This is a genomic window from Methylophaga sp. UBA3192 (genome assembly GCA_002363955.1).
Taxonomy (GTDB): Bacteria; Pseudomonadota; Gammaproteobacteria; order Nitrosococcales; family Methylophagaceae; genus Methylophaga.
The window spans coordinates 505,485-529,195 of record DEXE01000003.1 but is presented as its reverse complement, the minus strand read 5'-3'; the positions used below and the strand labels follow the sequence as shown (position 1 = coordinate 529,195).

25 protein-coding genes are annotated in these 23,711 nt (G+C 46.6%); 5 read left to right on the top strand and 20 right to left on the bottom strand.

Annotated features, from left to right (window positions below; genetic code table 11):
* Positions 1-33: 33 nt before the first annotated feature.
* The 4 genes from thpR to B2337_RS04170 all read right to left on the bottom strand — a co-directional run bounded on the left by thpR (position 34) and on the right by B2337_RS04170 (position 3,192).
* Positions 34-582 (bottom strand): RNA 2',3'-cyclic phosphodiesterase, encoded by a 549-nt coding sequence (thpR, locus tag B2337_RS04185; RefSeq protein WP_292362419.1) that lies wholly within the window; start codon positions 580-582, stop codon positions 34-36.
* A gap of 1 nt (position 583) precedes the next feature.
* The gene (locus tag B2337_RS04180) at positions 584-1,921 is read right to left on the bottom strand and encodes a diguanylate cyclase (protein WP_292414063.1); all 1,338 of its coding nucleotides are present in this window, start codon (positions 1,919-1,921) and stop codon (positions 584-586) included.
* Positions 1,922-2,027: 106 nt separating this feature from the next.
* Entirely contained in the window at positions 2,028-2,798 is a 771-nt protein-coding gene (yaaA, locus tag B2337_RS04175; protein ID WP_292414062.1) for a peroxide stress protein YaaA, read from the bottom strand.
* A 28-nt stretch (positions 2,799-2,826) separates the two neighbouring features.
* A complete protein-coding gene (locus B2337_RS04170; RefSeq protein ID WP_292362416.1) occupies positions 2,827-3,192 on the bottom strand; it encodes a DUF4389 domain-containing protein in 366 nt (121 codons plus the stop codon).
* 146 nt (positions 3,193-3,338) lie between these two features.
* Between B2337_RS04170 and B2337_RS04165 the strand changes: the two genes are divergently transcribed.
* Both B2337_RS04165 and B2337_RS04160 read left to right on the top strand, forming a co-directional pair.
* Positions 3,339-3,881 carry a TRAP transporter small permease subunit gene (locus tag B2337_RS04165; RefSeq protein WP_292362415.1) on the top strand — a complete coding sequence of 181 codons (543 nt, stop codon included), beginning with the start codon at positions 3,339-3,341 and terminating at the stop codon, positions 3,879-3,881.
* A complete protein-coding gene (locus B2337_RS04160) occupies positions 3,881-5,185 on the top strand; it encodes a TRAP transporter large permease (protein WP_292362414.1) in 1,305 nt (434 codons plus the stop codon). The genes B2337_RS04165 and B2337_RS04160 overlap by 1 nt, the downstream gene beginning before the upstream one ends.
* Before the next feature lies 1 nt (position 5,186).
* Here the strand turns inward: B2337_RS04160 and epmA are convergent, their stop codons facing one another.
* The gene (epmA, locus tag B2337_RS04155; RefSeq protein ID WP_292362413.1) at positions 5,187-6,152 is read right to left on the bottom strand and encodes an EF-P lysine aminoacylase EpmA; all 966 of its coding nucleotides are present in this window, start codon (positions 6,150-6,152) and stop codon (positions 5,187-5,189) included.
* Positions 6,153-6,217: 65 nt separating this feature from the next.
* Entirely contained in the window at positions 6,218-6,790 is a 573-nt protein-coding gene (gene efp, locus B2337_RS04150; RefSeq protein ID WP_292362412.1) for an elongation factor P, read from the bottom strand.
* Positions 6,791-6,843: 53 nt separating this feature from the next.
* Between efp and epmB the strand changes: the two genes are divergently transcribed.
* A complete protein-coding gene (gene epmB / locus B2337_RS04145; RefSeq protein WP_292414061.1) occupies positions 6,844-7,851 on the top strand; it encodes an EF-P beta-lysylation protein EpmB in 1,008 nt (335 codons plus the stop codon).
* Here epmB and B2337_RS04140 read toward each other — a convergent pair.
* From B2337_RS04140 to B2337_RS04075, 14 genes are all read right to left on the bottom strand, one after another.
* Positions 7,841-9,016: a citrate synthase gene (locus B2337_RS04140; RefSeq protein WP_292414060.1), complete on the bottom strand. Its 1,176-nt coding sequence runs from the start codon at positions 9,014-9,016 to the stop codon at positions 7,841-7,843. The two genes, epmB and B2337_RS04140, sit on opposite strands and share 11 nt — an antisense overlap.
* Before the next feature lie 112 nt (positions 9,017-9,128).
* On the bottom strand, positions 9,129-10,400 hold the full coding sequence (locus B2337_RS04135; protein ID WP_292362410.1) for an NAD(P)/FAD-dependent oxidoreductase: 1,272 nt from the start codon (positions 10,398-10,400) through the stop codon (positions 9,129-9,131).
* Positions 10,401-10,430: 30 nt separating this feature from the next.
* Positions 10,431-11,390, bottom strand: coding sequence for a lipoyl synthase (gene lipA, locus B2337_RS04130; protein WP_292362409.1), 960 nt, complete (start codon positions 11,388-11,390; stop codon positions 10,431-10,433).
* A complete protein-coding gene (gene lipB, locus B2337_RS04125) occupies positions 11,390-12,001 on the bottom strand; it encodes a lipoyl(octanoyl) transferase LipB (RefSeq protein ID WP_292362408.1) in 612 nt (203 codons plus the stop codon). The genes lipA and lipB overlap by 1 nt, the downstream gene beginning before the upstream one ends.
* The gene (locus B2337_RS04120; protein WP_292362407.1) at positions 12,001-12,276 is read right to left on the bottom strand and encodes an HP0495 family protein; all 276 of its coding nucleotides are present in this window, start codon (positions 12,274-12,276) and stop codon (positions 12,001-12,003) included. The genes lipB and B2337_RS04120 overlap by 1 nt, the downstream gene beginning before the upstream one ends.
* Positions 12,276-13,121 carry a D-amino-acid transaminase gene (gene dat / locus B2337_RS04115; RefSeq protein WP_292414059.1) on the bottom strand — a complete coding sequence of 282 codons (846 nt, stop codon included), beginning with the start codon at positions 13,119-13,121 and terminating at the stop codon, positions 12,276-12,278. Before dat ends, B2337_RS04120 begins: the two co-directional genes overlap by 1 nt.
* Positions 13,122-13,127: 6 nt before the next feature.
* On the bottom strand, positions 13,128-14,276 hold the full coding sequence (locus B2337_RS04110) for a D-alanyl-D-alanine carboxypeptidase family protein (RefSeq protein ID WP_292362405.1): 1,149 nt from the start codon (positions 14,274-14,276) through the stop codon (positions 13,128-13,130).
* Positions 14,277-14,300: 24 nt separating this feature from the next.
* On the bottom strand, positions 14,301-15,149 hold the full coding sequence (locus B2337_RS04105; protein ID WP_292362404.1) for a septal ring lytic transglycosylase RlpA family protein: 849 nt from the start codon (positions 15,147-15,149) through the stop codon (positions 14,301-14,303).
* Positions 15,146-16,126, bottom strand: coding sequence for a lytic murein transglycosylase B (gene mltB, locus B2337_RS04100; protein WP_292414058.1), 981 nt, complete (start codon positions 16,124-16,126; stop codon positions 15,146-15,148). The genes B2337_RS04105 and mltB overlap by 4 nt, the downstream gene beginning before the upstream one ends.
* On the bottom strand, positions 16,123-17,295 hold the full coding sequence (gene rodA / locus B2337_RS04095) for a rod shape-determining protein RodA (protein WP_292414057.1): 1,173 nt from the start codon (positions 17,293-17,295) through the stop codon (positions 16,123-16,125). Before rodA ends, mltB begins: the two co-directional genes overlap by 4 nt.
* Positions 17,276-19,156 carry a penicillin-binding protein 2 gene (mrdA, locus tag B2337_RS04090; RefSeq protein ID WP_292362401.1) on the bottom strand — a complete coding sequence of 627 codons (1,881 nt, stop codon included), beginning with the start codon at positions 19,154-19,156 and terminating at the stop codon, positions 17,276-17,278. The genes rodA and mrdA overlap by 20 nt, the downstream gene beginning before the upstream one ends.
* A 2-nt stretch (positions 19,157-19,158) precedes the next feature.
* A complete protein-coding gene (mreD, locus tag B2337_RS04085) occupies positions 19,159-19,635 on the bottom strand; it encodes a rod shape-determining protein MreD (protein WP_292362400.1) in 477 nt (158 codons plus the stop codon).
* Positions 19,635-20,567: a rod shape-determining protein MreC gene (gene mreC / locus B2337_RS04080; protein WP_292414124.1), complete on the bottom strand. Its 933-nt coding sequence runs from the start codon at positions 20,565-20,567 to the stop codon at positions 19,635-19,637. The genes mreD and mreC overlap by 1 nt, the downstream gene beginning before the upstream one ends.
* Positions 20,568-20,651: 84 nt before the next feature.
* On the bottom strand, positions 20,652-21,698 hold the full coding sequence (locus B2337_RS04075) for a rod shape-determining protein (protein WP_292362399.1): 1,047 nt from the start codon (positions 21,696-21,698) through the stop codon (positions 20,652-20,654).
* Between the two features lie 120 nt (positions 21,699-21,818).
* On the opposite strand from B2337_RS04075, the gene gatC reads away from it, so the two are divergent.
* Together gatC and gatA are read left to right on the top strand one after the other, a co-directional pair.
* On the top strand, positions 21,819-22,106 hold the full coding sequence (gatC, locus tag B2337_RS04070) for an Asp-tRNA(Asn)/Glu-tRNA(Gln) amidotransferase subunit GatC (RefSeq protein WP_292362398.1): 288 nt from the start codon (positions 21,819-21,821) through the stop codon (positions 22,104-22,106).
* A 20-nt stretch (positions 22,107-22,126) separates the two neighbouring features.
* The gene (gene gatA / locus B2337_RS04065) at positions 22,127-23,581 is read left to right on the top strand and encodes an Asp-tRNA(Asn)/Glu-tRNA(Gln) amidotransferase subunit GatA (RefSeq protein ID WP_292414056.1); all 1,455 of its coding nucleotides are present in this window, start codon (positions 22,127-22,129) and stop codon (positions 23,579-23,581) included.
* Positions 23,582-23,711 lie beyond the last annotated feature (130 nt).

Here is a 23,711-nt window from a genome sequence, read left to right as displayed (position 1 = left end):
TTACTGTGTTCTCACTGACCAAAATAGAGCCATTCAGGCAGCGGTGATTGGCCAGTGCATGATTGGTTGATATTGCGGCCCTTGTTCTGTTGATACCGACTTCATTAGTACCAGTTGTTCTGCTTTAAAACACACCGGAGCAATCGGCACAGATACTGCTCCGCTGGCTTTACGTGCCAATGTAATATGGGGTTGGTAGGGTCTTTCATCTACTTTTATCTCTGCTTCCCTGGCAATCTGTTCCAGCTTACTGACTAAATCAAACAATACCGCTCTGGGCGTGCGACTGGTCAGACAGAAAATACCCGGCGTTTCCCAGTAGGAAACAAGATCAAACTGCATATCTATTGCCGGACAGCGTATTGAGTCGACATGTTTTAACAATGCATTGATTTGCTGTTGATCCAGTTGTCCGAGAAATAATAAAGTCTGATGTAAGTTATCAGTAGTTTGTAACTTGAGAGAAGGGTCATCTGGCAGACGTTTCATTATATGTTGAATCTGCATGCGGGAGTTTAAGTCTGGAGACAGGGCAAAAAAATATCTTCCCGGCGTTAACTCCCTGTTTTGTTTTAAATTCATATTAATCAGAATCCGCCGTTACAATCTGATTTCGCCCATTATCTTTGGCCCGATATAATGCCTCGTCAGCACGTTTAATCGTATCATTAATCATTTCACCGTGCCTGAATTCACTTACTCCGAAACTGGCTGTAATAAGCTGATCAACATTAAAAACATATTGTTGTATCTGAAGACGCATTTGCTCAGCCAATCGCAAAGCGCCATTTTGTGAGGTTTGTGAACAGAGGATCAAAAATTCTTCACCGCCCCATCGACCTACCAAGTCATTTTCACGCACCATCGACTTCAACAGCAAGGCAAACTCTTTGATAACGTCATCACCCACATCATGGCCATACTCGTCATTAATCGTTTTAAAATAATCCACATCCAACAGGATTAACGAAAAGGCCTGTTGTGATCGATTGGCCGCATCCAGTTCCAGAGTAAACCGCTGATACAATGCATAGCGATTGGCCAGCCCTGTCAGATGGTCATGCTGGGAAATTTGTTCAAGCCTGGTATTTAAATGCAATAAATTCCGGTTATGGTGATGCATCTGCCAATAACGATAAACCAGCACCAGCAGTACCAACAAAATGCCAGCCAGTAACTGCCAGAACAAAGCATTATCTGCGGGTTGCGGATAATCGATTGACAACCAGTTAGCCAGCACTCTCTGACGTTCCATCTCAGTGGTATCAGTAATCACCTTGTTGAAAATATCAAGCAATTGCGGCTCTCTGGTGCTCACCCCCACCGACATTGCATATTGCTGATCCAGCACCCCACTGATTTTCAGGTGGGAAATTCCCCAGCGTAACATCTGGTAATTTATCGTCGGGACGGTATCGATATATCCATAAGCCTGACCCGTTTCGACCTGTTTCAAACCATGCCGTGGCGTATCGACAATGCGGATATTGATATCCGGATAACGATTACGCAGCATTTCAACACCGGCATACCCCTCCACCATGACAAAATCACGCTCGCGAATCTGTTCGAATTTCACCACAAACTCATGGTCCGGCTGTGTGGCAACAGCCAATGGATAAAAAATAAAGGGACGCGTTACGTTGAGCCATTCACGCCGACTGGGAACATCCTGAGCACTGGCAAGAATATCGCACTGACCAGCCTGCACAAATTGCAGTGACTGTTCCCAACTTGATGTGGTAACCAACTCTATTGGTGTCTTTATTTTGTCGGACCATAAGTCATAAAAGTCAGACATGATGCCGGTAAACCGGCCTTTTTCATCGATACCTTCATACGGGAGCCAGTCGGGATCCGTACATAGCGTTATCGATTGTTTTTTGGTGAGATAGTCCTGCTCGTCTGAACTCAGAACCACTTCTGCTCTAACAGGGAGGCACACCAAAAAGCCAATCCAAACCAGCATAAATGCTATGTATCGACATACCGTCCTTGGCTCCATTGCCTTCACTAGCTCACCTTAGTTAATCATGATCCCGGATAAATACCCAATCATTTTTTTGACTCATTTCGTCACTGTATCGATAACCATCCAAGTCAAATTGCTTGAGTTTTTCCGGCGAATTAATTTGTTGATCAATAATGTAACGGCTCATCAGTCCCCGTGCTTTTTTGGCATAAAAACTGATCATTTTATACTGACCATTTTTCCAGTCTTTAAAAACCGGTGTAATAATGGTCACATTAAGTTTTTTAGCATTCACTGCTTTAAAATATTCATTCGATGCAAGGTTGATTAACACGCCATCACTTAACGCCGGTTCTGCTTGCAACGATTCCTGCAATTTCTCTCCCCAGAAACTGTAGAGATCTCTGCCAGCATCATTCTGAAATGGCGTACCCATCTCCAAACGATAGGGCTGTATCAGATCCAAAGGTCTTAATACACCGTACAGGCCGGACAAGATCCGTAAATGTTGCTGTGCAAACGCCAACCCATTTTCATTCAGGGTTTCAGCGTTCAGACCGGTATACACATCTCCTTTAAATGCCAGGATCGCTTGTTTGGCGTTCTTCTCGGTAAAAGGCGTTTCCCATTGTTGAAACCGTGCCATATTTAAACCAGCCAGCTTGTCACTGATCTTCATCAGGCCGGCAATTTCCTGAGAAGACAGCTTTTTCAATTGATCTATCAATTGCTGTGATTGTGTCAGAAACCGTGGTTCAGTGTATTTATCGGTATGCGAAGGTGTATCAAAATCGAGCGTCTTCGCTGGTGAGATTACAGTGAGCATAAGAAATTTAAGGTTCCTTCAGTCAGATTTATGGTTTAGGTTTGTTCGGATCATCTCGGTCGCTAATATCTTCATAATCCGCAATATAATCATCGTTATCATACACCGCTTCAACCTCTACCTCATCATATAAAGGATTGAACGGAAAAGGTTTTCTTTCATCATTGTATGTCAGAAATAAAACAATTTGCTGGATAAAGCGGGCCAAATCTTTTGAAAAACCCCGGATTGATTCATTGGCACTACCGCTAAATAATGCAAAGACAAACTGCACAATGACCACTATGGCTAAAACAGTCATGGTCAGATACAGCACAAAACCATAAAGCAACATATACAGTAAGCGGATTAGTTGCTGCTTTTCACCACTATCTTTAAGACCAGTGTTATCCATGTCGTGTCTCCTGATTAATGATAAGTCCATATCACTTTAACACTTCCATTACGCATTGCGGATAGTCAAAACATAAATTTCATAAACTGAGCAATTACTGGAGCAATCAGCTGGTTTGTGGGAAACTTTGGCGTTTATTCCTGTTGATGACCGAAACCACCATGGACCGATTTTTTATCACTTTGGAAACCTCGATAAACCGTTTTACCGAATACACAGGCAAACTCAGTAGCTGGCTGGTATTACTGCTGGTATTGTTAACCTGTTACGACGTGATGATGCGTTATCTGTTTCAACAAGGCTCTGTAGGACTGCAAGAACTGGAATGGCACCTGTTCGCGCTCATATTTCTACTCGGCAGCGCTTATACCTTGAAGCACGACGCCCATGTGCGGGTGGATATTTTATATCGCAGTCAGCGCCTGACGGATAAGCATCGCGCCTGGATAGATACGCTTGGCATTGTATTGTTTCTGATGCCGTTCTGTCTGCTGATTCTGATCAGCAGTTGGCCATTTGCCTACAATTCGTTTCTCTATCAGGAAGGCTCACCAGACCCGGGCGGCCTGCCCTATCGGTTTATTCTCAAATCAGCACTGTTATTGGGCTTCCTGTTGATAATGATTCAGGCGGTGGCTGAGCTAATTCGTAATATCCGCATTATTCGCAGTCATCAGGAGCAAAAGTAATGGAATATATTGCTCTGCTGATGTTTGGACTGTTAATCCTGCTGTTACTGACCGGTTATCCGGTCGCCTTCGTGCTGGGTGCCATTTCGTTGTTATTTGGCAGTATCTATCTGGGTTTTGATTTCTTCCAGCTGTTGCCGTTTCGCATCTGGGGCATCATGACCAACTTCACCTTGCTGGCTGTCCCTCTTTTTGTGTTTATGGGGGTTGTGCTGGAAAAATCCGGTGTCGCGGAAGAATTGCTCGATACCATGGGCCGGGTATTTGGCCGTATTCGTGGAGGCCTGGCTATCTCAGTTGTCATGGTTGGTGCGCTGCTGGCAGCAACAACCGGAGTCGTGGGTGCGTCGGTGGTGACCATGACCGTCATTGCTTTACCTACCATGCTCAAACGCGGTTATGCACCGTCATTAGCCAGTGGCACCATTGCTGCTTCCGGGACATTGGGACAGATTATTCCACCAAGCATTATTCTGATTCTATTAGGCGATGTAATTGGCGTACCGGTAGGTGAATTGTTTATCGGTGCCGTGGTCCCGGGCATGATGTTGATCATGGCCTATATGCTTTATATTGCGTTTGTTGCATGGCGCCACCCGCATCTGGCACCCGCCGTGCGTGATGACAATCCTGAACTTGCTGCACTATGGATCAGTGTTATAAAAAGCTTGCTGCCGCCTTTATTTCTTATCATTGCCGTTTTGGGATCGATTTTTTACGGTATTGCCTCACCTACTGAATCTGCTGCAGTGGGTGCATTAGGGGCGTTGATTCTGGCCGCCCTGCATCGCCGTCTGAGTATCGCTAATCTTAATGATGCGATGCAAAAAACAGCACGCTTGACCAGCATGGTGTTTTTAATATTTATCGGTGCCACGGCGTTTGGTCTGGTCTTTGTCGGCATGGGTGGTGATGGTCTGATTCTGGATATATTTTCCGAACTGCCTGGAGGCAAATGGACGTTTCTGCTCCTCAGCATGTTACTGATTTTTGTTTTAGGATTTTTTCTGGATTTTATCGAAATCTGCTTTATCGTCGTGCCAATTATTGCGCCAGTGGCAATACATATGGGAATTGATCCGTTGTGGTTTGCCCTGCTGATCGCGATTAATCTGCAAACCTCGTTTCTGACGCCACCATTTGGTTTTTCATTGTTTTATCTGAAAGCCAGTGCACCACCGACATTAAAACTAATGGATATTTACCGTGGAATTCGACCGTTTGTGATGATTCAGTTGCTGGTTCTGGGACTATTGATTGCGGTTCCGGGCATTACGTTGTGGTTGCCGGGGATGATGGAATAAATCAGTTATCTGCAAAACTGATGCTTTGTACCTTGGAGATATTATCTTCAGCCAGGTGCAGCATCATTAAACGATCCAGCCCTAAAGCCACACCACTGCATTGGGGCAAACCGGACTGCATCGCTGCCAGCAGATTTTCATCTATGGGCATGACAGGTTTTCCCTGCTGCTGACGTGCGATATTATCGCGTTCAAAGCGTTGCCTTAACTCAGTGGCATCACATAACTCGTCATAACCATTCGCCAGTTCCATACCACCAGCGTACAGTTCAAAACGCATTGCCACTGGCTGACCGGCTGCATTTGGTTGAATTCTGGCAAGCTGTGCCTGTGATGCAGGAAATTCGGTGACCAGCACCGGCGTATTTAAAGCTTTTAACTCTGGTTCAATCACTTCACTCATCAGCATTTCCAGCCAGCCATCATAATCCGTCTGCCAATCGGCAGGTAAAGCTGAAATATGCTTTAAAGCCACGGCTTTGAGTGTATCAACATCAGTTTGATAAATATCCAGCTGCAGATACCTGGCGAATAAATCACTGTAAGCGCAGGTTACTGCTGGAGGCGTTCCGATAACCTGCTGTATAAAGGCATTAACTTCTGCCATTAAATCCGCCAGCGTAAATCCTGGGCGGTACCATTCCAACATAGAAAACTCGGGTGTATGTTGCCGTCCTAGCTCGCCATTGCGAAATACCGTGGCAATCTGATAAATCCCACCACTACCGGCCGCTAGCAAGCGTTTCATCGCAAATTCAGGGGAGGTATGCAGATAAAGCGTTTTCGAACGATTTCCAGCTTCAAACAGCGTATGAAAACTATCGAGATAAGGCGCCGTTGGTGCCGCCGAAGACAGGATCGGTGTACTGACCTCCAACACTTCACGTGTCGAAAAAAAACGGCGGACATTTGCTAAAAGCTCTGCCCGCCGTTTTAATATGCTCTGTAATTGTTGGCCTTGCAGCATGAGTTATGCTCTAGGGCCTGTCATCATTCAAATGGCACATCAACAGCGCAAAAAACAAAATTGTTTTAATCTTTCTTGGCGCGTTCAACGTAAGATGCTGAACGGGTATCAACCCGTAACACTTCACCGATTTCGATAAATAACGGTACACGAACCACAGCGCCAGTTTCTAACGTTGCCGGTTTACCGCCGCCACCAGAGGTGTCACCACGCACACCTGGATCGGTTTCAACCACAGTCAGATTAACAAAGTTAGGTGGTGTGACCAGCAACGGCGTGCCATTCCACAAAGTTACTGTGTAGGTATATTGTTCTTTAAGCCAGTCTTTGCTGTCCGTAATGGCATTGGCATCGGCAGCATATTGTTCAAAGCTGGTCGGATCCATAAAGTGCCAGAATTCACCGTCGGTATAAGAAAATTCCAAATCAATCTCAACGACATCGGCACTTTCAACGGATTCATTGGTTTTGAAAGTACGTTCGTTAACACGACCTGTTTTCAGGTTACGGAATTTTACGCGATTAAACGCCTGGCCTTTACCGGGTTTCACAAATTCATTTTCGATGATGCTGCAAGGATCGCCATCCATCATGAATTTCAGTCCGGCTTTAAACTCATTTGTACTATAACTTGCCATGCTTACCTCTTTTGGGGGACGATCGTCGCCTGTTCACAAAATCAAAGCCCACTATGATACCGCAATCGCAAGCTGACGTAATCTTTGCTGATTGGCAGGATGAATTAAGTCATGCCATTAAAAACCCAACAGTCTTGCTGCAAATGCTGGGGCTGGAGAATCGTCTGCAAGCGATTGATGCCGAGAGCTTAAAAAACTTCCCGCTACGCGTAACGCAAAGTTATATCAATAAAATGCGCTATGGCGATCCTCAGGATCCCCTTTTGCGTCAGGTTTTCCCGCTGATTGATGAAAATATTGAGGTCGAAGGTTTTTCAGCGGATCCGGTGGGAGATCATCTGGCAATCAGCTCACCCGGTATTTTGCATAAATATCAGGGCCGGGCATTATTGCTGACAACCGGAGCCTGTGCCATTCATTGCCGTTACTGTTTTCGCCGGCATTTTCCGTACAGTGAAAGCAATCCATTAGCGAGTCAATGGCAACAATCAATCGCTGCACTGCAAAGTGATAACAGTATTCGTGAAGTTATTTTCAGTGGCGGTGATCCGCTGGCGTTAACCGATGCAAAATTAGCCGCTATGGTAGAAAACTTACAAAAAATCCCCCATATCAAACGGCTGCGAATTCATACCCGATTACCATTAGTGCTGCCTAAGCGAATCAATAAAAGCTTATTGAGCTGGGTCAGTAAATCCTCCTTACGTGTAGTAATGGTCATCCATGCTAATCATGCCAATGAAATTGATGCTGAAACCGCTGATGCACTATCACTGTTACGCGATGCCGGGTGTGAGTTGTTGAACCAGGCGGTGCTGTTACGGGGAGTTAATGATGATGCTGAGAGCTTAATCGCACTAAGTGAAAAATTAAGCGAGGTTCAGGTCTTGCCCTATTACCTGCATTTACTCGATAAAGTGCAAGGTGCCAGTCATTTTGATGTAGACGAAGCTAAAGGCATTGCCTTAACCGCTGAGATGCGCCGTGAATTACCCGGCTACCTTGTGCCGCGGCTGGTACGCGAGCAACAAGGTGAAGCCAGTAAAACCATTATTGCTTAGGCGCTTTTTTCCGTTCAGACATCGGAATATATTCACGCTGTTCATGTCCCACATAAATCTGCGTTGGACGATAAATACGGTTATTGGAAATCTGTTCGCGCCAATGTGCCAGCCAACCGGCTGAACGAGCAACCGCAAACAAGGCAGTGAACTGATCTTCTGGAATGCCCATTTCCGAATACAGAATACCGGAATAGAAATCTACATTCGGATACACGCCTTTATGGCCCAGACGATCCACACAGACTTCTTCCAGCTTCATTGCGGTAGAAAACATCTTATCCAGTGAACCACCGCGTTCTTCCACCAGCTTGGTCACCAGTTTATGCAGGATAGTGGCGCGGGGATCCTTAACCTTATATTCCCGATGCCCCATGCCCCAGATAACTTCTTTATTGGCCAGTTTCTTATCAACCCAGGCTTCAACATTATCAGGCGAACCAATTTCCTGCAGCATGCCGACGACACGCTGATTAGCTCCACCATGTAACGGGCCAGAAAGTGTACCAATTGCTGCCGAAATAACGCTGTAAGGTGATGCCAATGTGGAACCCGCAACCAGGGCGGCAAAGGTTGACGCATTCAACGTATGTTCAGCATGCAGAATCAGACAGACGTCCATAATGCGCGCCATCAGACTATCCGGTTCTTTACCGGTAAACATATACAACAGATTTTCGGCTACCGATAAGTCATCGCGAGGATTGATTGGATCGTAGCCCTGACGCATGTGTTCCCACATCGCCACCAGAGGCGCCATCTGCGCAATGATATTGACCGTCATATTGCGGACATAATCGATATCTTTACAGCTATCCGCATCGGTCAGACATTCGGTTCCGGGATAAAACATGCCCAAACTGCAAACCGCAGTTTGTAACATATCCATCGGATGACCGGTATGCGGAAAATGCCGCATCATTTCGCGGATATGATATTTGATACGGTAGCTGCTGCGCAGTTGTTTGGAAAAGCGATTCAGTGCAGCTTTGGTAGGTAATTCGCCATCGAGTAACAATAGCGTGGTTTCTTCAAAAGTACTGTTGGTTGCCAGTGTTTCCAGTGGATAACCACGGTAACTAAGGATGCCTTTTTCGCCATCAATAAATGAAATGGCTGACTTCGTGGCAGGCACACCTTCCAGGCCGGGTAAAAAATCGCTCATCTACTACCTCGTGTTTAAATCCAGCTGGTGGAGTTATTGAAAATGCGGCTCATTATACTGCAAAGGGAAAAGACCGAAACCCCGACCAGGCCAGTGCAGAGAAAGCTGAATGTCAGCCTAATGTATCAGCCCAGATATTTTCCGCCCAGCCTTGGGCATAGAGACCTTCCTGTTCACTGGCGGATTCGGAAACCCCGCCGCTGGGATGAGGCAGCATATCCCGGCTATCTTTATCATAACGATAAACAGCGGCAACATGCCCCGCTTGCTGTCCATCAACAAAACTGTAACAGGTATTGCTGAATACGGGTTGCTGTTCGGGTAATTCATCGCGTAACAAAGCAATTACCGCAGCCGCACAGACCTTGGCTTGCTGATTGGCAATATGTGCCGATTTGGGGACTTTAGCTGCCACTGCATCACCGATCACATGCACCCGCTCAACCGCCGTGGATTCATAAGTCAGATAATCAACATCACACCAACGGTTATCAATATTAATCACCCCCGCCATCGCAGCTACTTTCCCGGCTCTCTGAGGGGGGATAACATTTAAAACATCAGCTTTGTAACTTTCGAAAAAACTTTCAACTTCAAGATTAGCGACGTTGACCGATTCAACTGGATTCATCGGTTGATACTCGATAAAGCCATCATAAAGCTGTTGCCAGGCCTCGGTAAATAACGCTTTTTTGGAAACAATATCCGGATTGGCATCCAATATCAGTAATTTGCCAGATGGATTATGATTTTTAAGATATAACGCAATCTGACAGGCCCTTTCATACGGGCCAGGTGGACACCGGAAAGGGGCTGCAGGCACCGTCATGATGACCAGCCCGCCCTGGCGCATCGACTTTAACTGATTAGCCATCAATTCGGTCTGGGCACCCGCTTTCCAGGCATGGGGGACATGTTGTTGAGCTTCTGCCGTAGCCAAAATAGGAAACTGGTCATAAATAAAATCCACTCCCGGCGCAATAATCAACCGGTCATAATCTACACGGCTATCATCCGCCAGCCACAGTTGACGCTTATCCACATCAACAGCGGTTACTTCAGACTGAATAAATCGAATAGCCTTATCTGCCTGTAAGTTCACATATTCATGGGTAAGCTGCTGCAGATTACGATTACCGCTAAGCATCAGATTACTTTGCGGACAGGAAATAAACTGACTGTTTTTTTCTATCAAAGTGATATCAATATCAGGAGCCCACAGTGACAGATATCGGGCAGCAGTCGCACCGGAAAACCCGCCACCTACAATGACAACACGCTGTTTCTGTCCGCGATAACACGCGGTAGATAAGCCTAAAGGCATGGCCATTGCTGCAGATAGATAGGCTGCATTTTTTAACAATTGACGCCGTTTGATAGTCATATCAAAGTCCTCAGCGGCTAATTCACTGACTCAAGATACTTTTTCACCCTGTGCCTGTAAATCAGCGTGATATGAAGAACGCACCATGGGTCCACTGGCCACATGATCAAAGCCCATTGCTTTGCCTGCCACAGCGAGTTCATCAAATTCAGCAGGAGTAACAAACCGTTCAACGGCCAGATGATGGCGGCTGGGCTGCAGATACTGGCCCAGTGTCAGCATACGGCAACCATGGTCCCGTAAATCCTGCATCACCTGTTTGACTTCATCAATCGTTTCACCCAGACCCAGCATCAATCCGGATTTGGTGGGCACTTCAGGATGCATTTGCTGAAAACGTTTGATTAAGTCCAGTGACCATTGGTAGTCCGAACCCGGTCGAACGGCCTTATAAAGCCGTGGAATACTTTCCAGATTATGATTAAAGATATCCGGTGGATTGTCCGCCAGAATCTCCAGTGCCACATCCATACGCCCACGAAAGTCAGGCACCAGCACTTCAATACGGGTTTGCGGCGATTGCTGACGAATTTCACTGATACAGCGACTGAAATGCGCCGCGCCACCATCGCGTAAATCATCGCGATCTACCGAGGTTACCACCACATGTTTGAGCTGCATTGCAGCAATAGTTTTGGCCAGATGATTCGGTTCATTTTCATCCAACGCATCCGGCCGGCCATGTGCCACATCGCAGAAAGGACAACGCCGGGTGCAGATATTACCCATAATCAGAAACGTCGCCGTGCCATGAGCAAAACATTCACCGAGATTCGGACAGGAGGCTTCTTCACAGACGGTATGCAGATCGTGATCACGCAACATTTGTTTGATGCGCTGTACCTCTGGAGCACCTTGAGACTTGGCACGAATCCATTCCGGTTTACGTTTCGGATCACTGGGCTCGATTTTTATCGGAATCCGCGCAACTTTAGAAGCGCCTTTCAGGGCTTTTACATCACGCTTTACTGTTTCAACCGTGTCGTTCATTACTTATCACCCAGTTGCATGTGTGACAGAAAAACAGACACAAATTGTTGTTTTACTGAGGCCATATTTACCTTTACACCTAATGTTTTCATGTCGGTCATTTGCATTCCCGGATAACCGCAGGGATTGATATCGGCAAAAGGTTGCAGATCCATATCAATGTTCAAACTCAGCCCATGATAGCAGGCACCGCGTTTAACTCGTAATCCCAGCGAGGCAATTTTAGCGTCATTGCAATATACCCCCGGAGCATCTTTACGTGCATAAGCATCAATACCATACTGGGCTAATAATGCGATGACTGAGTTTTCCAGACAACTGATCATGTTGCGCACCCCCAGGTTATGGCGGCGTAAATCAATCAATGGATAGACAATTAATTGTCCCGGGCCATGGTAGGTAATCTGTCCGCCACGGTCGGTTTTTACGACTGGAATAGCATTCTTATGCAGCAGATGTGCATCCTGACCATTAAAACCCTGTGTGTAGACAGGAAAATGTTCCAGCAACCAAAGCTCGTCTTCCGTGCGGTTATCTCGTTGCAGCGTGAACTGCTGCATGGCGATCAATGTAGGCAGGTAATCTCGTAGACCGAGATCATGAATTTTCATCAGAGCACGTATTTAACCGCTTCGTGACTACTGAGTTCCTGATAGATGGCGTCCAGTTGTTTTTTACTGGTCGCCTCAATGACCACGGTGATGGAAGTATATTTGCCACCCGAACTTTGTTTACTGGTGACTGCCCCCTCAGCAATATCACCAGCATGCTTGCGCACGATCTCCACCACAATATTATCCAACTGCGGGTGTGTCTCCCCCATTGCCTTTACCGGAAATTCGCAGGGAAACTCCAGTAAAGTATCTTCTCCGCTTGCTTCACTCATCAAGCTACCTCATTTTTATATTGCTGAAACAACGCATCCATTTGCTGCCAGACCGGACCGGGCTTACCGCTACCGACAATCTCACCGTCCAATAATGTGACTGGCACAACTTCTTTCGTCGAACTGCTGATCCATATTTCATCAGCAATACGTAAAGCGGATTCGCTGATCGCTCTTTCATGTAAGGGAATATCGGCTTTCGCTGCTAATTCGATGAGCAGATCACGGGTAATACCGGGCAAGACTTTTTCATCTTTCGGTGCCGTGAAAATAACGCCGTCGATCACCGCATAGGCATTACTGGCCGAGCCTTCAGTGAGATAATTGTCACGAATCAGTAATGCTTCCTGCGCCCCCGCATCCTGCGCCAATTGCTTCATCAAACTATTTGCCAGCAAGGTTATCGCTTTGATGTCACAACGCATCCAGCGAATATCTGCTGTAGTAATCGCTTTGATGCCTTCGGTTTTCCAGCTTTCAGCAACCGGATGCAAAGGATTACTCATCATAAACACACTAGGCGCAACACCGATTGGGAAAATATGATCGCGGGGTGCAACGCCACGGGTAACCTGTAAATATAAGGATTGATTACCCGCATTATTCCGGGCGATCAGCTCATTTACAATGTCAGTCCATTGCTTACCGGAGAACGGATTTTCAATGCGAACGCCATCCAGACTGTTCTGCAATCGCTGCAAATGACGATCCAGTAAAAAGGCATTTCCGGCATACACCGGAATCACCTCATAAACACCATCACCTAGTAAGTACCCGCGATCATAAACAGAAACCTGTGCTTTATCGGCGGATAGAAACTCGCCATTAAGATAAACAATTGCCACGTCTTATTAACCCCAGATCAGCATTAACAAGCTGTCCAGGATTCTTCTCCACCAGCTGCCTTTTTCAATATTTTCTACAGCCACCAGCTTTTGCTGAGCAACCACTTCGTCTCCCAGACGGATCTCAACTTCACCCAGCTCAGTACCTTTGACTATCGGTGCTACAACCGGTTGCTGAATATTAGTGGAGGCCTGTAAATCTTTATAGCGGCCGCGCGGAACAGTAATCGATAACGGCTGAGCCAAACCCAGGTTCAATTGTTTGGTTTCACCTTTCCAGACTTTAGTCTGAGTAATCGCTTCATCGGCAGCATAGAGTTGATGCGTTTCAAAAAAACGAAATCCAAAATTAAACATCTTCTGGATTTCCTGAGCACGAGCGTTCTCACTGGCAGTTCCCATTACAACAGCAATTAAACGCATACCATCGCGCTTGGCTGATGCAGACAAACAAAAACCGGCTTCTTCGGTATGACCGGTTTTCAAACCATCGACAGTATTATCACGCCATAGCAACTTATTACGATTGTGTTGGGTGATACCGTTATAGGTATATTCCTTTTCGGCATACCATTTGTAATGCTCGGGAAAATCGCGAATCAATGCCGCAGAAAGGATCGCAATATCATGGGCTGTAGTATAGTGCTCCGGCCCGGGTAACCCGGTGGCATTTTCATAATTGGTATTGAACATACCAAGTTTTTGAGCATATTGATTCATCATCTGGGCAAAGACTTCTTCACTGCCTGCGACATGTTCAGCCAGTGCTACCGCAGCATCATTGCCAGACTGTACGATCATGCCTCTTAATAAAGCTTCTACAGTGACTCTGGTATTCACCTCAATAAAACTCCGCGAACCAATCATTCGCCAGGCTTTTTCACTAATTAACACTTCATCATCAAGATTAATGTTGCCGTCATGAATTTCCTGTGACACCACATAAGATGTCATCAGTTTGGTAATACTGGCGGGTGGAAGGCGTTCGTCAGCATTTTCTGACATCAGAATATGACCACTGTCATAATCCTGCAAAATATGAGCAGTGCCAGCGATAGATGGTGCAGTTGGATTCGGTGTAATCATGCCGGCTGCTGTCAGTGTTGAAACACTGAATAGCAAACCTGCCAGACTCATTTTTAACAATTTAATCATTAGTTACTCTCAAGTGTAAAAACGTTATTCGGTCACAATACGGGTATCGGAAAATCCCATATCCACTAGCCTGCTGGCAATGCGTTCGCCATACTCAGCACTTTCCAGTGGTCCGACTCTGACTCGATATAGTGGCGTTTGAGCACGTTCAACAGGGGAAATATGCACCCGTTCTTCGATCTGTTGTTGAACTTGCTGTCTGATTTGTTCCGCACGACTCATCGTGCTGAAAGCCCCGACCTGCAGGAACAATACTACTTTTCCAATTGTGCTGGTTGGTGCCACCGCATTGGAAACAGAGGCGGCTTTGGCAACATTTTCAGTCGCTCTGATGTTAGCAGATGCCGTCACATTCTTTTTAGTGATTGCGCGGACTTCAACATTGCCAGTGCCTTTATCGATAATGCCTAATTTCGTGGCAGCACTATAGGATAAATCAATCAGCCGATCATCATGAAATGGACCTCGGTCATTAATTTTAACCACGATTTTACGTCCATTATCCAGATTGGTCACTTCAGCATAACTTGGTAATGGTAAGGTTTTATGTGCTGCTGTCATGGCATACATATCGTAAGGCTCGCCACTGGAAGTTCGCCGGCCATGAAACTTGGTGCCGTACCATGACGCTTTACCTCGTTCCACATAATTTTCACTGCTGGCAAGTGTGTAATAACGTTTGCCAAATACTTCATAAGAAGCGGGATTTCCATATTTACTGCGGGGCTCATCTCGCGGTACGGCATCCGGAATATTTGCCACATCCGGTTTGACTCTGGGCGCACCATCCTGTTGTTCTGTGATCGTTCCGCAGGACCACAGATTAACAAGCACCAACGATAAACTTAAATGCCTAACTATATGGCGTTTCATTTTGAGGACTCATAAGTATTACGAATCTCTTCGGACAGTTGCACAACCGCCATGGCATACATACGACTGTGATTGTAACGGGTAATCGCATAAAAATTCTGCCGTCCTAACCAGAGTTCTTCGCCACCCGGCTGAGTCAGACTGAAAACAGTAATAGCATCATCGCCTTCTGGTAAATCGGCAGTCGACAATCCTGACTTGCGTAATTCTTCACGGGTTATGCTGGGCTTTAACCCACGATCAACCAAATCCTGAGGTAAATCGTTACCTTGATATTGTGTCGCGTGAACTATTGTCTGGCCAGGCTGCCAACCGTGGCGACGTAAATAATTGGCAATACTGCCAATGGCATCCGTCGGGTTTTTCCAGATATCGCGATGACCATCACCATCAAAATCCACTGCATACTCTCGGAAACTGCTTGGCATAAATTGCCCAAGACCCATCGCACCGGCATAAGACCCTACTGGCTCCAGCTGTGACATTTCCTCCTCACGCGTCAGGATTAAGAAGTTTTTCAATTCCGAACGGAAAAACGGACTACGCGGCGGGTAACGAAACGCCAGTGTTGATAAAGCATCTACCACCCGGAAACTTCCCATATTGCCACCAAAACGCGTTTCTACACCAAGAATAGCCAGGATAATCTCTGCCGGCACACCCAGCTCTTCTTCCGCCCGCGTCAAAGCCGCTTCGTGTTTTTTCCAGTAGGCAACACCGGCATTAATACGCGCCTGGTCCAGAAAAATTTCGCGATATTCATACCACGGCTTACTTTTCTCCGCTGGTCTTGAAATCGCTTTAAGGATACTGTCCTTGACTTCCACCTGGTCAAACAATGCTTCAAGTTCAGCTCTATTGAAATCGTGCTCCTGCACCATTTCGTCAATAAATTTATCCAAATCAGGTAACTCTGGATTGGCATAAGCTGGCGTCAGCATCAGGCCCATAAGTGTGGCTACAATATGCTTCTTCACGGTGACATCATCCTCCGATGGGTGTGTATAGACATCAGGATACCGAAGCCTGCCAGCAAGGTCACCATTGATGTGCCTCCATAGCTGATAAGTGGCAGCGGCACCCCGACAACGGGTAATAAACCAGTAACCATTCCTACATTAACAAATACGTAGACCAGAAAAGTAATGGCAATACTGCCCGCCAATAATTTCATGTAACTCATCTGCGCCTGAGCGGCAATATATAGACCTCTTGCCGTAATCAACAGATAAACTGTGATTAACATCACCAGACCAATCAAACCGAATTCTTCTGCAATCACAGCAAAAATAAAATCGGTGGATCGTTCCGGTAAAAACTCCAGATGTGACTGTGTTCCCTGCAACCACCCCCGTCCATGCAAACCACCGGAACCAATCGCAATTTTTGACTGGATAATGTGATACCCGGCGCCAAGTGGATCTGACTCAGGGTTAAACAAGGTCATCACCCGTCGCCGCTGATAATCATGCATGAAATACCATAATACCGGGGCAGCGGAAGCGCAAAGTACTATAAAACTCATGAGCAATCGCCACGACATACCCGACAAAAACACCACAATCAGGCCTGAGCTGGCGATCAACAATGCAGTTCCCAAGTCCGGTTGCTTACCAATGAGCACCACCGGAATGGCAATCATCAGCAAAGCCATAAACAATCTTGCAAAACTGGGGGGCAGAGGTCGCTCGGCCAGATAAACGGCGACAGCCAGAGGCACTGCCAACTTCATTATTTCAGATGGCTGAAAGCGAAAAAATCCTAAATCAAGCCAGCGTTGTGCACCTTTGCCAATCGTGCCAAACAGCAATACTGCAACCAACATTAAAACGCCGATGCCATACACCCAAAAAGCCATATCCTTAAATCTGTCAGGTTGGATTTGTGCCAGAATAATCATGGCAGCAATGGCGATCGCCATACGCACACCCTGGCGAATTAACAAGCTGATATCTTCACCGCCGCTGCTGTACAATACCACAGCACTAAATACCATCAGCGCCACGATTCCCAGCACCAATAAACCATCCAGATGAATACGCTGCAGTATAGAAGTCCAGTGAACTCTGGAGACCTTGCGACGATCCTGCAACAACGGGCTTATCGTTCTGGGTGGATTGCGACGATCATTCAGTAATTGGCTCATCGCTCTCTTTCTCTGTTTCTATACCAAAATACACATCAATCAGTTTTCGGGCGATGGGTGCTGCGACGGCACTGCCACTGCCACCATTTTCGACAATAACCGAAATAGCAATTTCAGGGGCATCTGCAGGGGCAAAAGCGACAAACAAAGCATGATCATGCAGTTTTTTCGCCAGGGTTTCTGCATCATATTTTGCATCCTGTGCAATCCCAAATACCTGAGCTGTGCCGGTTTTACCCGCAATTTTGAATGGCAAGTCTTCTCCAATATGCCGTGCCGTTCCGCGTTTGCCATGCACCACTTCAACCATGGATTCAATGACAGCCTGCCAATTACTCGATTTCTGAATTGGCAGACTGTCAGTCTGTTGTCCCCCAATCAATTGCATACCATCATCACTATCTGATTTTGTGGCACGTACCAGCTGCGGTTTATATACAGTACCTAACATACCCAATGTCGCAGTGGCATGAGCCAACTGCAAAGGTGTTGTTTGATTAAAGCCTTGGCCAATGCCTGAAATCAACGTTTCCCCCGGAAACCAGGCCTGATTTCGTTGGGCCCGTTTCCACTCCCTTGAAGGTGACAGTCCCGCACTCTCCCCAGGCACATCAATTCCTGAGCGTTTACCAAAACCAAAATAATCCAGAAAGCCATGCAGCCGATCAATGCCCAGGGCATGAGCCAAATCGTAAAAATAGACATCACAGGATTCTGCCATGGCGCTTTTCAGATCGACATGGGCATGTCCCTGTCGCCGCCAGCAACGATAACGGTGCTCATGTCCTGGAAGCCTGTAAAAACCGGGGCAATAAGTCCGGCTTTGCTCAGTGACCACATTCAACTCCAGTCCCGCTAATGCAACAAAGGGTTTAAATGTAGAACCCGGAGGGTAATGACCGCGCAAGGCACGATTAAATAAAGGTTGCTCAGGATTATCTCTTAACGCTGCATAGTCTGTGGTGCTAATCCCGGTCACGAATGCATTGGGATCGTACTCAGGCTTACTGACCATGGCCAGAACACCACCATTGCGCGTGTCCAGCACCACGACAGAGCCATTGTATTCTCCTAATGCTTCTGAAGCGGCTTTTTGCAGCTGTATATCTAAATGCAGATAGAGATCTTGGCCCGCCGTGGCTGGTTCACTGAACAGTTCTCTGACTGTACGTCCCTGAACATTCGTTTCCACCTGCCGATAGCCTACTGTGCCATGCAACAGATCTTCATATTGCTTTTCAACACCATTTTTACCAATCTGCAGGGTGCCTTTGTAATTCTGCCGATCAATAACCTGCATCTCTTGTTGATTGATACGGCCAACATAGCCCACCGCATGGCCGAAAAGTGTCCCTTGGGGATAATGACGAATCAGTCGGCCCACAACATCAACTCCAGGGAATCGATGCCGATTCACTGAAAACAGCGCAACTTCTTTTTGCGTCAGCTGATTACGAACAACGATTTCTTCAAAAGCCCTGTGACGTTTACGTCGCTCGTTAAAAGCAGCAACATCCTCTTCGGTTAAAGACAGTAACTCCGCCAGTTCGGCGATGGTCTCATCCAGATTCGTCACTTTTTCAGGAATGACTTCCAAACTGAAAGTTGGAATATTTTCAGCGAGCAATACCCCATTACGATCGTAAATCAGTCCACGTTGAGGTGGTAAGGGTTCAATAGCAACACGATTACGATTTGACAGTGAATCAAAATGTTCAAAGTCAACAATCTGCAACATCACCAGCCGAAAAATGATAATGCCGAACAATACCAGAAAGAAAAGCCCGGCAATTATCAGCCGGTTGCTCACCAGACGACTTTCACGAAAATGATCTTTAAGTCGGTGCCGTGGATCGATCACGATCAGCTCACCTGAAAACTACGACGTATTTTCCTTAATACGGCATATACCAGCGGCCAGACCAGCGTACTTGTCAGAACAGTCATCCAATTAGTCAAACTAAAGCTGCTGGGCGCATTTAACATGACGATAAAGTGCACCAGAAAAACCAGAGATAATATGGTGAATGCTTGCTGCCATAGGGGGTATTGGCGGAGCTGTAAATGCAGTCGGCCTACCAGATAAATCACCAGAGCATAGGCAAACGCATGAATGCCGAGAACACCACCCGTAATCAAATCCATGACCAGCCCGGTTAACCAGGCAACACCAATGCTAACGCGTTGCGGTAACGCCATAGCCCAATAAATCAATGTCATTGCTACCCATTCCGGCCGTGCATAACGCAGGCTATCCGGTATTGGCACCAGCATTAACAATATGGCGAATAATAAGGTAATGTAAATCACACTACTATGCTGTGGTCTCACCAATACCATCAGTCATTTCCCTCTGCTGGCGTCACCACTTCATCAGTGGCAGGCGGCTGTTCCAATAGTGGCAGATCATCTTCTTCAATCTGCAAAGGGTAAGTAATGCCGAAGTCAATTTTTTCACCGGGCAATACCAGCATGACTTCTCGACTGGTCGACAAACGTGCGGCTGGTGCAACCGCAATTTCAGCAAAAGATTTACCTTGTGGGAAATCAACGGCGGTTACCGTTCCAACAGGATACCCCACCGGGAAACGGCCACCTAAACCGGAAGTCACTAGCATATCACCGACACGCACGTCGGCATTGTGGGGTAAAAACTCCATCTGTAAGGCTTCGCCCAAACCCCGTCCCGTGACCACGGCACGTAAACCATTTCTGACAATTTGTACCGGAATACTATGACTTGGATCCGTCAGCAATACGACGCGACTGGAAAACTGACTCACCTCAGCGACCTGCCCCATGACCCCTAATGAGTCGAGTACTGGCTGTCCTTCATAAACACCGAACGATTCGCCTTTATCGATAATGACATGTTGATAAAAAGGATCTAAATCGACACTCAACAATTCAGCGACCTGAACACGTTCCTGTAAACGAAATGATGAGCCGAGCAGTTCTCGCAAACGCATATTTTCACTTTCCAGTGCCTGCATTTTTTGCATCCGCACACTATTGGTAAGGTTTTGCGCTTCCAGTGTCATGATTTTTTCGCGAAGCTGCTGATGTCCCTGAAATAACTCACTAAACCAAGTGACGAAATCATCCGGCATCGAGGCAAGTTTCTGCACCGGATAGACAACAGTCGATAGTGTGGCTCTGACGGGCTTGAAATAATCCAGCCGGGTATCGAGAAAATACAGCAATACAGAAGCGACTACGGCAAGTAGCATTCGTGTATTTAACGACGGTGTATGGGTAAATAGCGGTTTAATGGCTCAGTTCCGAAAATGAAAAGACCTTCACAAACAAGCGTGTTATTTGTAAAGGTCAAATACCAACATCAATCTTACTGAAGGCTATTCAAACGTAAATACATCGCTCCCGCGTTCGTCGATAAGTTCTAACGCCCGGCCACCACCTCTGGCAACACAAGTCAACGGGTCTTCTGCGACAATGGCTGGCAAGCCAGTTTCTTCCATCAGCAAGCGATCTAAATCTTTTAACAGCGCCCCACCACCCGTTAAAACAATACCGCGTTCAGCAACGTCAGCACCCAGTTCAGGTGGTGTCTGCTCCAGAGCAGTCTTCACTGCAGCCACAATACCGGCAAGCGGATCCTGCAAAGCTTCGAGTATTTCATTACTGTTCAAAGTGAAACTGCGAGGTATGCCTTCGGCCAGATTACGACCACGCACTTCCATCTCTCTGACTTCATTTCCCGGGTAAGCTGAACCAATTTCTTTTTTGATTTTTTCCGCAGTGGCTTCACCAATTAATGTGCCGTAATTACGACGCACATAGTTCACAATTGCTTCATCAAAAAGATCGCCACCGATACGAACAGAAGCTGAATAAACAATACCGTTTAATGAAATAATGGCCACTTCCGTCGTACCACCACCGATATCCAATACCATCGAACCACTGGCTTCTTCAACTGGCATACCAGCGCCAATGGCTGCTGCCATCGGTTCTTCAATCAAAAACACATCACGCGCTCCGGCACCGGCAGCGGATTCACGAATGGCCCGACGTTCAACTTGAGTGGATCCACAAGGAACACAGACTAAAACGCGCGGACTTGGTTTTAAAAAGCGCCCTTCATGCACTTTGCGAATAAAATGCTGCAACATTTTTTCGGTGACAGTGAAGTCAGCAATCACCCCATCTTTCAATGGTCGAATCGCCGTGATATTTCCAGGGGTTCGCCCCAACATTCTTTTTGCTTCTGCACCAACGGCGGCAATCGAGCGAGGACCGCCCGGCCCCTTATCCTGTCGAATTGCCACTACGGAAGGTTCATCTAAAACGATGCCCCGTCCCCGCACATATATCAGCGTATTGGCTGTACCCAGATCGATAGACAGATCGTTAGAGAATATCCCGCGTAAACGTTCAAACATTTAAGAAACCACATCCGGAAGAGGTAAAATGAGTACTTTAGCAATGCTCAGGTCTGTTGGGCAAGCAACTAATGATTTAAACTTCAACTTTGTGAAATCAATTAACTTACGGGACGACTGATGAGTTTAGATAAATCCGATGTTGAAAAAATCGCGCATCTTGCGCGACTCGCCATTGATGAAAGCACCATTCCTGATTATGCACGGGATCTGAACAATATCCTTACTCTGGTTGAACAGATGAGCGCTGTGGATACCAATGAGGTCAGTCCGATGGCACACCCTCTGGATGCTCACCAGAGACTTCGTGAAGACGTTGTGACAGAAACCGATCAGCGTGAATTATTCCAGTCTATCGCACCCAAAACCGAGGCTGGCGTTTATCTGGTTCCGCAAGTCATCGAATAAATTCCAACACAGGCAAGCTCATGCATAACAAAACTTTATCTGAACTTTCGGCGTTGCTGCACAACGGTGATATCACCAGTGTGGAACTGACCAAACATTTCTTAAATCGCATCAAAACGCATAACGGTAATTTGAATGCCTTTATCAGCATTACTGAGGAAAGTGCGCTGGCGCAGGCCGCCGCTGCCGATAAACAGTTTGCGGAAAAAACCGCCGGTAAATTGACCGGCATCCCGATGGCGCATAAAGATATTTTCTGCACCAAAGGTGTCCGCACCAGCTGTGCATCGAAAATGCTTGATAAATTTATCGCGCCCTATGATGCCACCGTGGTTGAAAAAATTGCTGCCAGCGGCATGGTCATGCTGGGTAAAACCAATATGGATGAATTCGCCATGGGTTCATCCAATGAAACCAGCTTCTATGGTCCGGTAAAAAATCCCTGGGACATCGAGCGTGTTCCGGGTGGTTCATCAGGTGGTTCTGCAGCAGCAGTCGCTGCACGTTTAACGCCGGTTGCTACCGGAACAGATACGGGTGGTTCGATTCGTCAACCTTCTTCTTTGTGTAATTTAACCGGATTGAAGCCAACTTATGGCCGCGTTTCCCGCTACGGCATGATTGCCTTTGCCTCCAGTCTGGATCAGGCAGGACCGATGGCGGCCAATGCCGAAGATGCGGCATTGTTATTAAACGTGATGTCCGGTTTTGATGAGCGTGATTCCACCAGTGTGGAACGCGATGTTCCAGATTACACCGCCAATCTGAATGATTCTTTGGAAGGTTTGCGCATTGGCCTGCCGAAAGAATACTTTGGCGAAGGCCTGTCACCTGAAGTGGCTGTAACTATCGAGGCTGCCATTAAAGAATTTGAAAAACTCGGCGCAACCGTTAAAGAAATCAGCCTGCCGAATACAGCGCTGGCAATACCAACCTATTATGTTGTCGCTCCAGCGGAATGTTCATCCAATCTATCGCGAATGGATGGGGTACGGTTCGGTCATCGCTGTGACGATCCAAAAGACTTGCTGGATCTCTATCAACGTTCACGCGGTGAAGGTTTCGGAGACGAAGTTAAACGCCGCATCATGATCGGCACCTATGCGCTGTCTGCCGGTTATTACGATGCGTATTACCTGAAAGCTCAGAAATGCCGCCGTTTGATCAGTGATGACTTTCAGCAGGCTTTTGAAGAAGTAGATGTCATTATGGGCCCTACTGCACCAACAACAGCCTTTAAATTGGGTGATAAAACAGATGATCCGGTGGCTATGTATCTGGCAGACATCTATACCATCAATACCAATCTTGCCGGACTGCCAGGCATGTCTGTTCCGGCAGGTTTTGCCGGAGGGTTACCTGCAGGCCTGCAAATTATTGGTAATTATTTTGATGAAGCACGTTTACTTAATGTTGCTCATCGCTATCAACAGGTTACCGATTGGCATAAGCAAATTCCCACAGCATTTCAGTAAAAATTAAGGGGCGAAAGCCCCTTTTTTAGGGAGTTTTTTTATAAAAAACTCACAAGAAATTTAATGGTCATTATTCACTTCAATAATAATCAAATCAGCCTCTCGCATGCCGCAAATAAAACAGGGTATG

Excerpts from the sequence above, each read along its gene's own strand:
- efp (WP_292362412.1), bottom strand. The coding sequence starts at position 6,790 with ATGGCAAGTTATAGTACAAATGAGTTTAAAGCCGGACTGAAATTCATG.
- epmA (WP_292362413.1), bottom strand. The coding sequence starts at position 6,152 with ATGCTGCAAGGCCAACAATTACAGAGCATATTAAAACGGCGGGCAGAG.
- thpR (WP_292362419.1), bottom strand. The coding sequence starts at position 582 with ATGAATTTAAAACAAAACAGGGAGTTAACGCCGGGAAGATATTTTTTT.
- lipA (WP_292362409.1), bottom strand. The coding sequence starts at position 11,390 with ATGAACGACACGGTTGAAACAGTAAAGCGTGATGTAAAAGCCCTGAAA.
- B2337_RS04110 (WP_292362405.1), bottom strand. The coding sequence starts at position 14,276 with ATGATTAAATTGTTAAAAATGAGTCTGGCAGGTTTGCTATTCAGTGTT.
- mreD (WP_292362400.1), bottom strand. The coding sequence starts at position 19,635 with ATGGTATTGGTGAGACCACAGCATAGTAGTGTGATTTACATTACCTTA.
- epmB (WP_292414061.1), top strand. The coding sequence starts at position 6,844 with ATGATACCGCAATCGCAAGCTGACGTAATCTTTGCTGATTGGCAGGAT.
- rodA (WP_292414057.1), bottom strand. The coding sequence starts at position 17,295 with ATGAGCCAATTACTGAATGATCGTCGCAATCCACCCAGAACGATAAGC.
- B2337_RS04135 (WP_292362410.1), bottom strand. The coding sequence starts at position 10,400 with ATGACTATCAAACGGCGTCAATTGTTAAAAAATGCAGCCTATCTATCT.
- B2337_RS04165 (WP_292362415.1), top strand. The coding sequence starts at position 3,339 with ATGACCGAAACCACCATGGACCGATTTTTTATCACTTTGGAAACCTCG.
- gatC (WP_292362398.1), top strand. The coding sequence starts at position 21,819 with ATGAGTTTAGATAAATCCGATGTTGAAAAAATCGCGCATCTTGCGCGA.
- yaaA (WP_292414062.1), bottom strand. The coding sequence starts at position 2,798 with ATGCTCACTGTAATCTCACCAGCGAAGACGCTCGATTTTGATACACCT.
- B2337_RS04170 (WP_292362416.1), bottom strand. The coding sequence starts at position 3,192 with ATGGATAACACTGGTCTTAAAGATAGTGGTGAAAAGCAGCAACTAATC.
- B2337_RS04160 (WP_292362414.1), top strand. The coding sequence starts at position 3,881 with ATGGAATATATTGCTCTGCTGATGTTTGGACTGTTAATCCTGCTGTTA.
- lipB (WP_292362408.1), bottom strand. The coding sequence starts at position 12,001 with ATGAAAATTCATGATCTCGGTCTACGAGATTACCTGCCTACATTGATC.
- B2337_RS04075 (WP_292362399.1), bottom strand. The coding sequence starts at position 21,698 with ATGTTTGAACGTTTACGCGGGATATTCTCTAACGATCTGTCTATCGAT.
- B2337_RS04105 (WP_292362404.1), bottom strand. The coding sequence starts at position 15,149 with ATGAAACGCCATATAGTTAGGCATTTAAGTTTATCGTTGGTGCTTGTT.
- gatA (WP_292414056.1), top strand. The coding sequence starts at position 22,127 with ATGCATAACAAAACTTTATCTGAACTTTCGGCGTTGCTGCACAACGGT.
- B2337_RS04140 (WP_292414060.1), bottom strand. The coding sequence starts at position 9,016 with ATGAGCGATTTTTTACCCGGCCTGGAAGGTGTGCCTGCCACGAAGTCA.
- B2337_RS04120 (WP_292362407.1), bottom strand. The coding sequence starts at position 12,276 with ATGAGTGAAGCAAGCGGAGAAGATACTTTACTGGAGTTTCCCTGCGAA.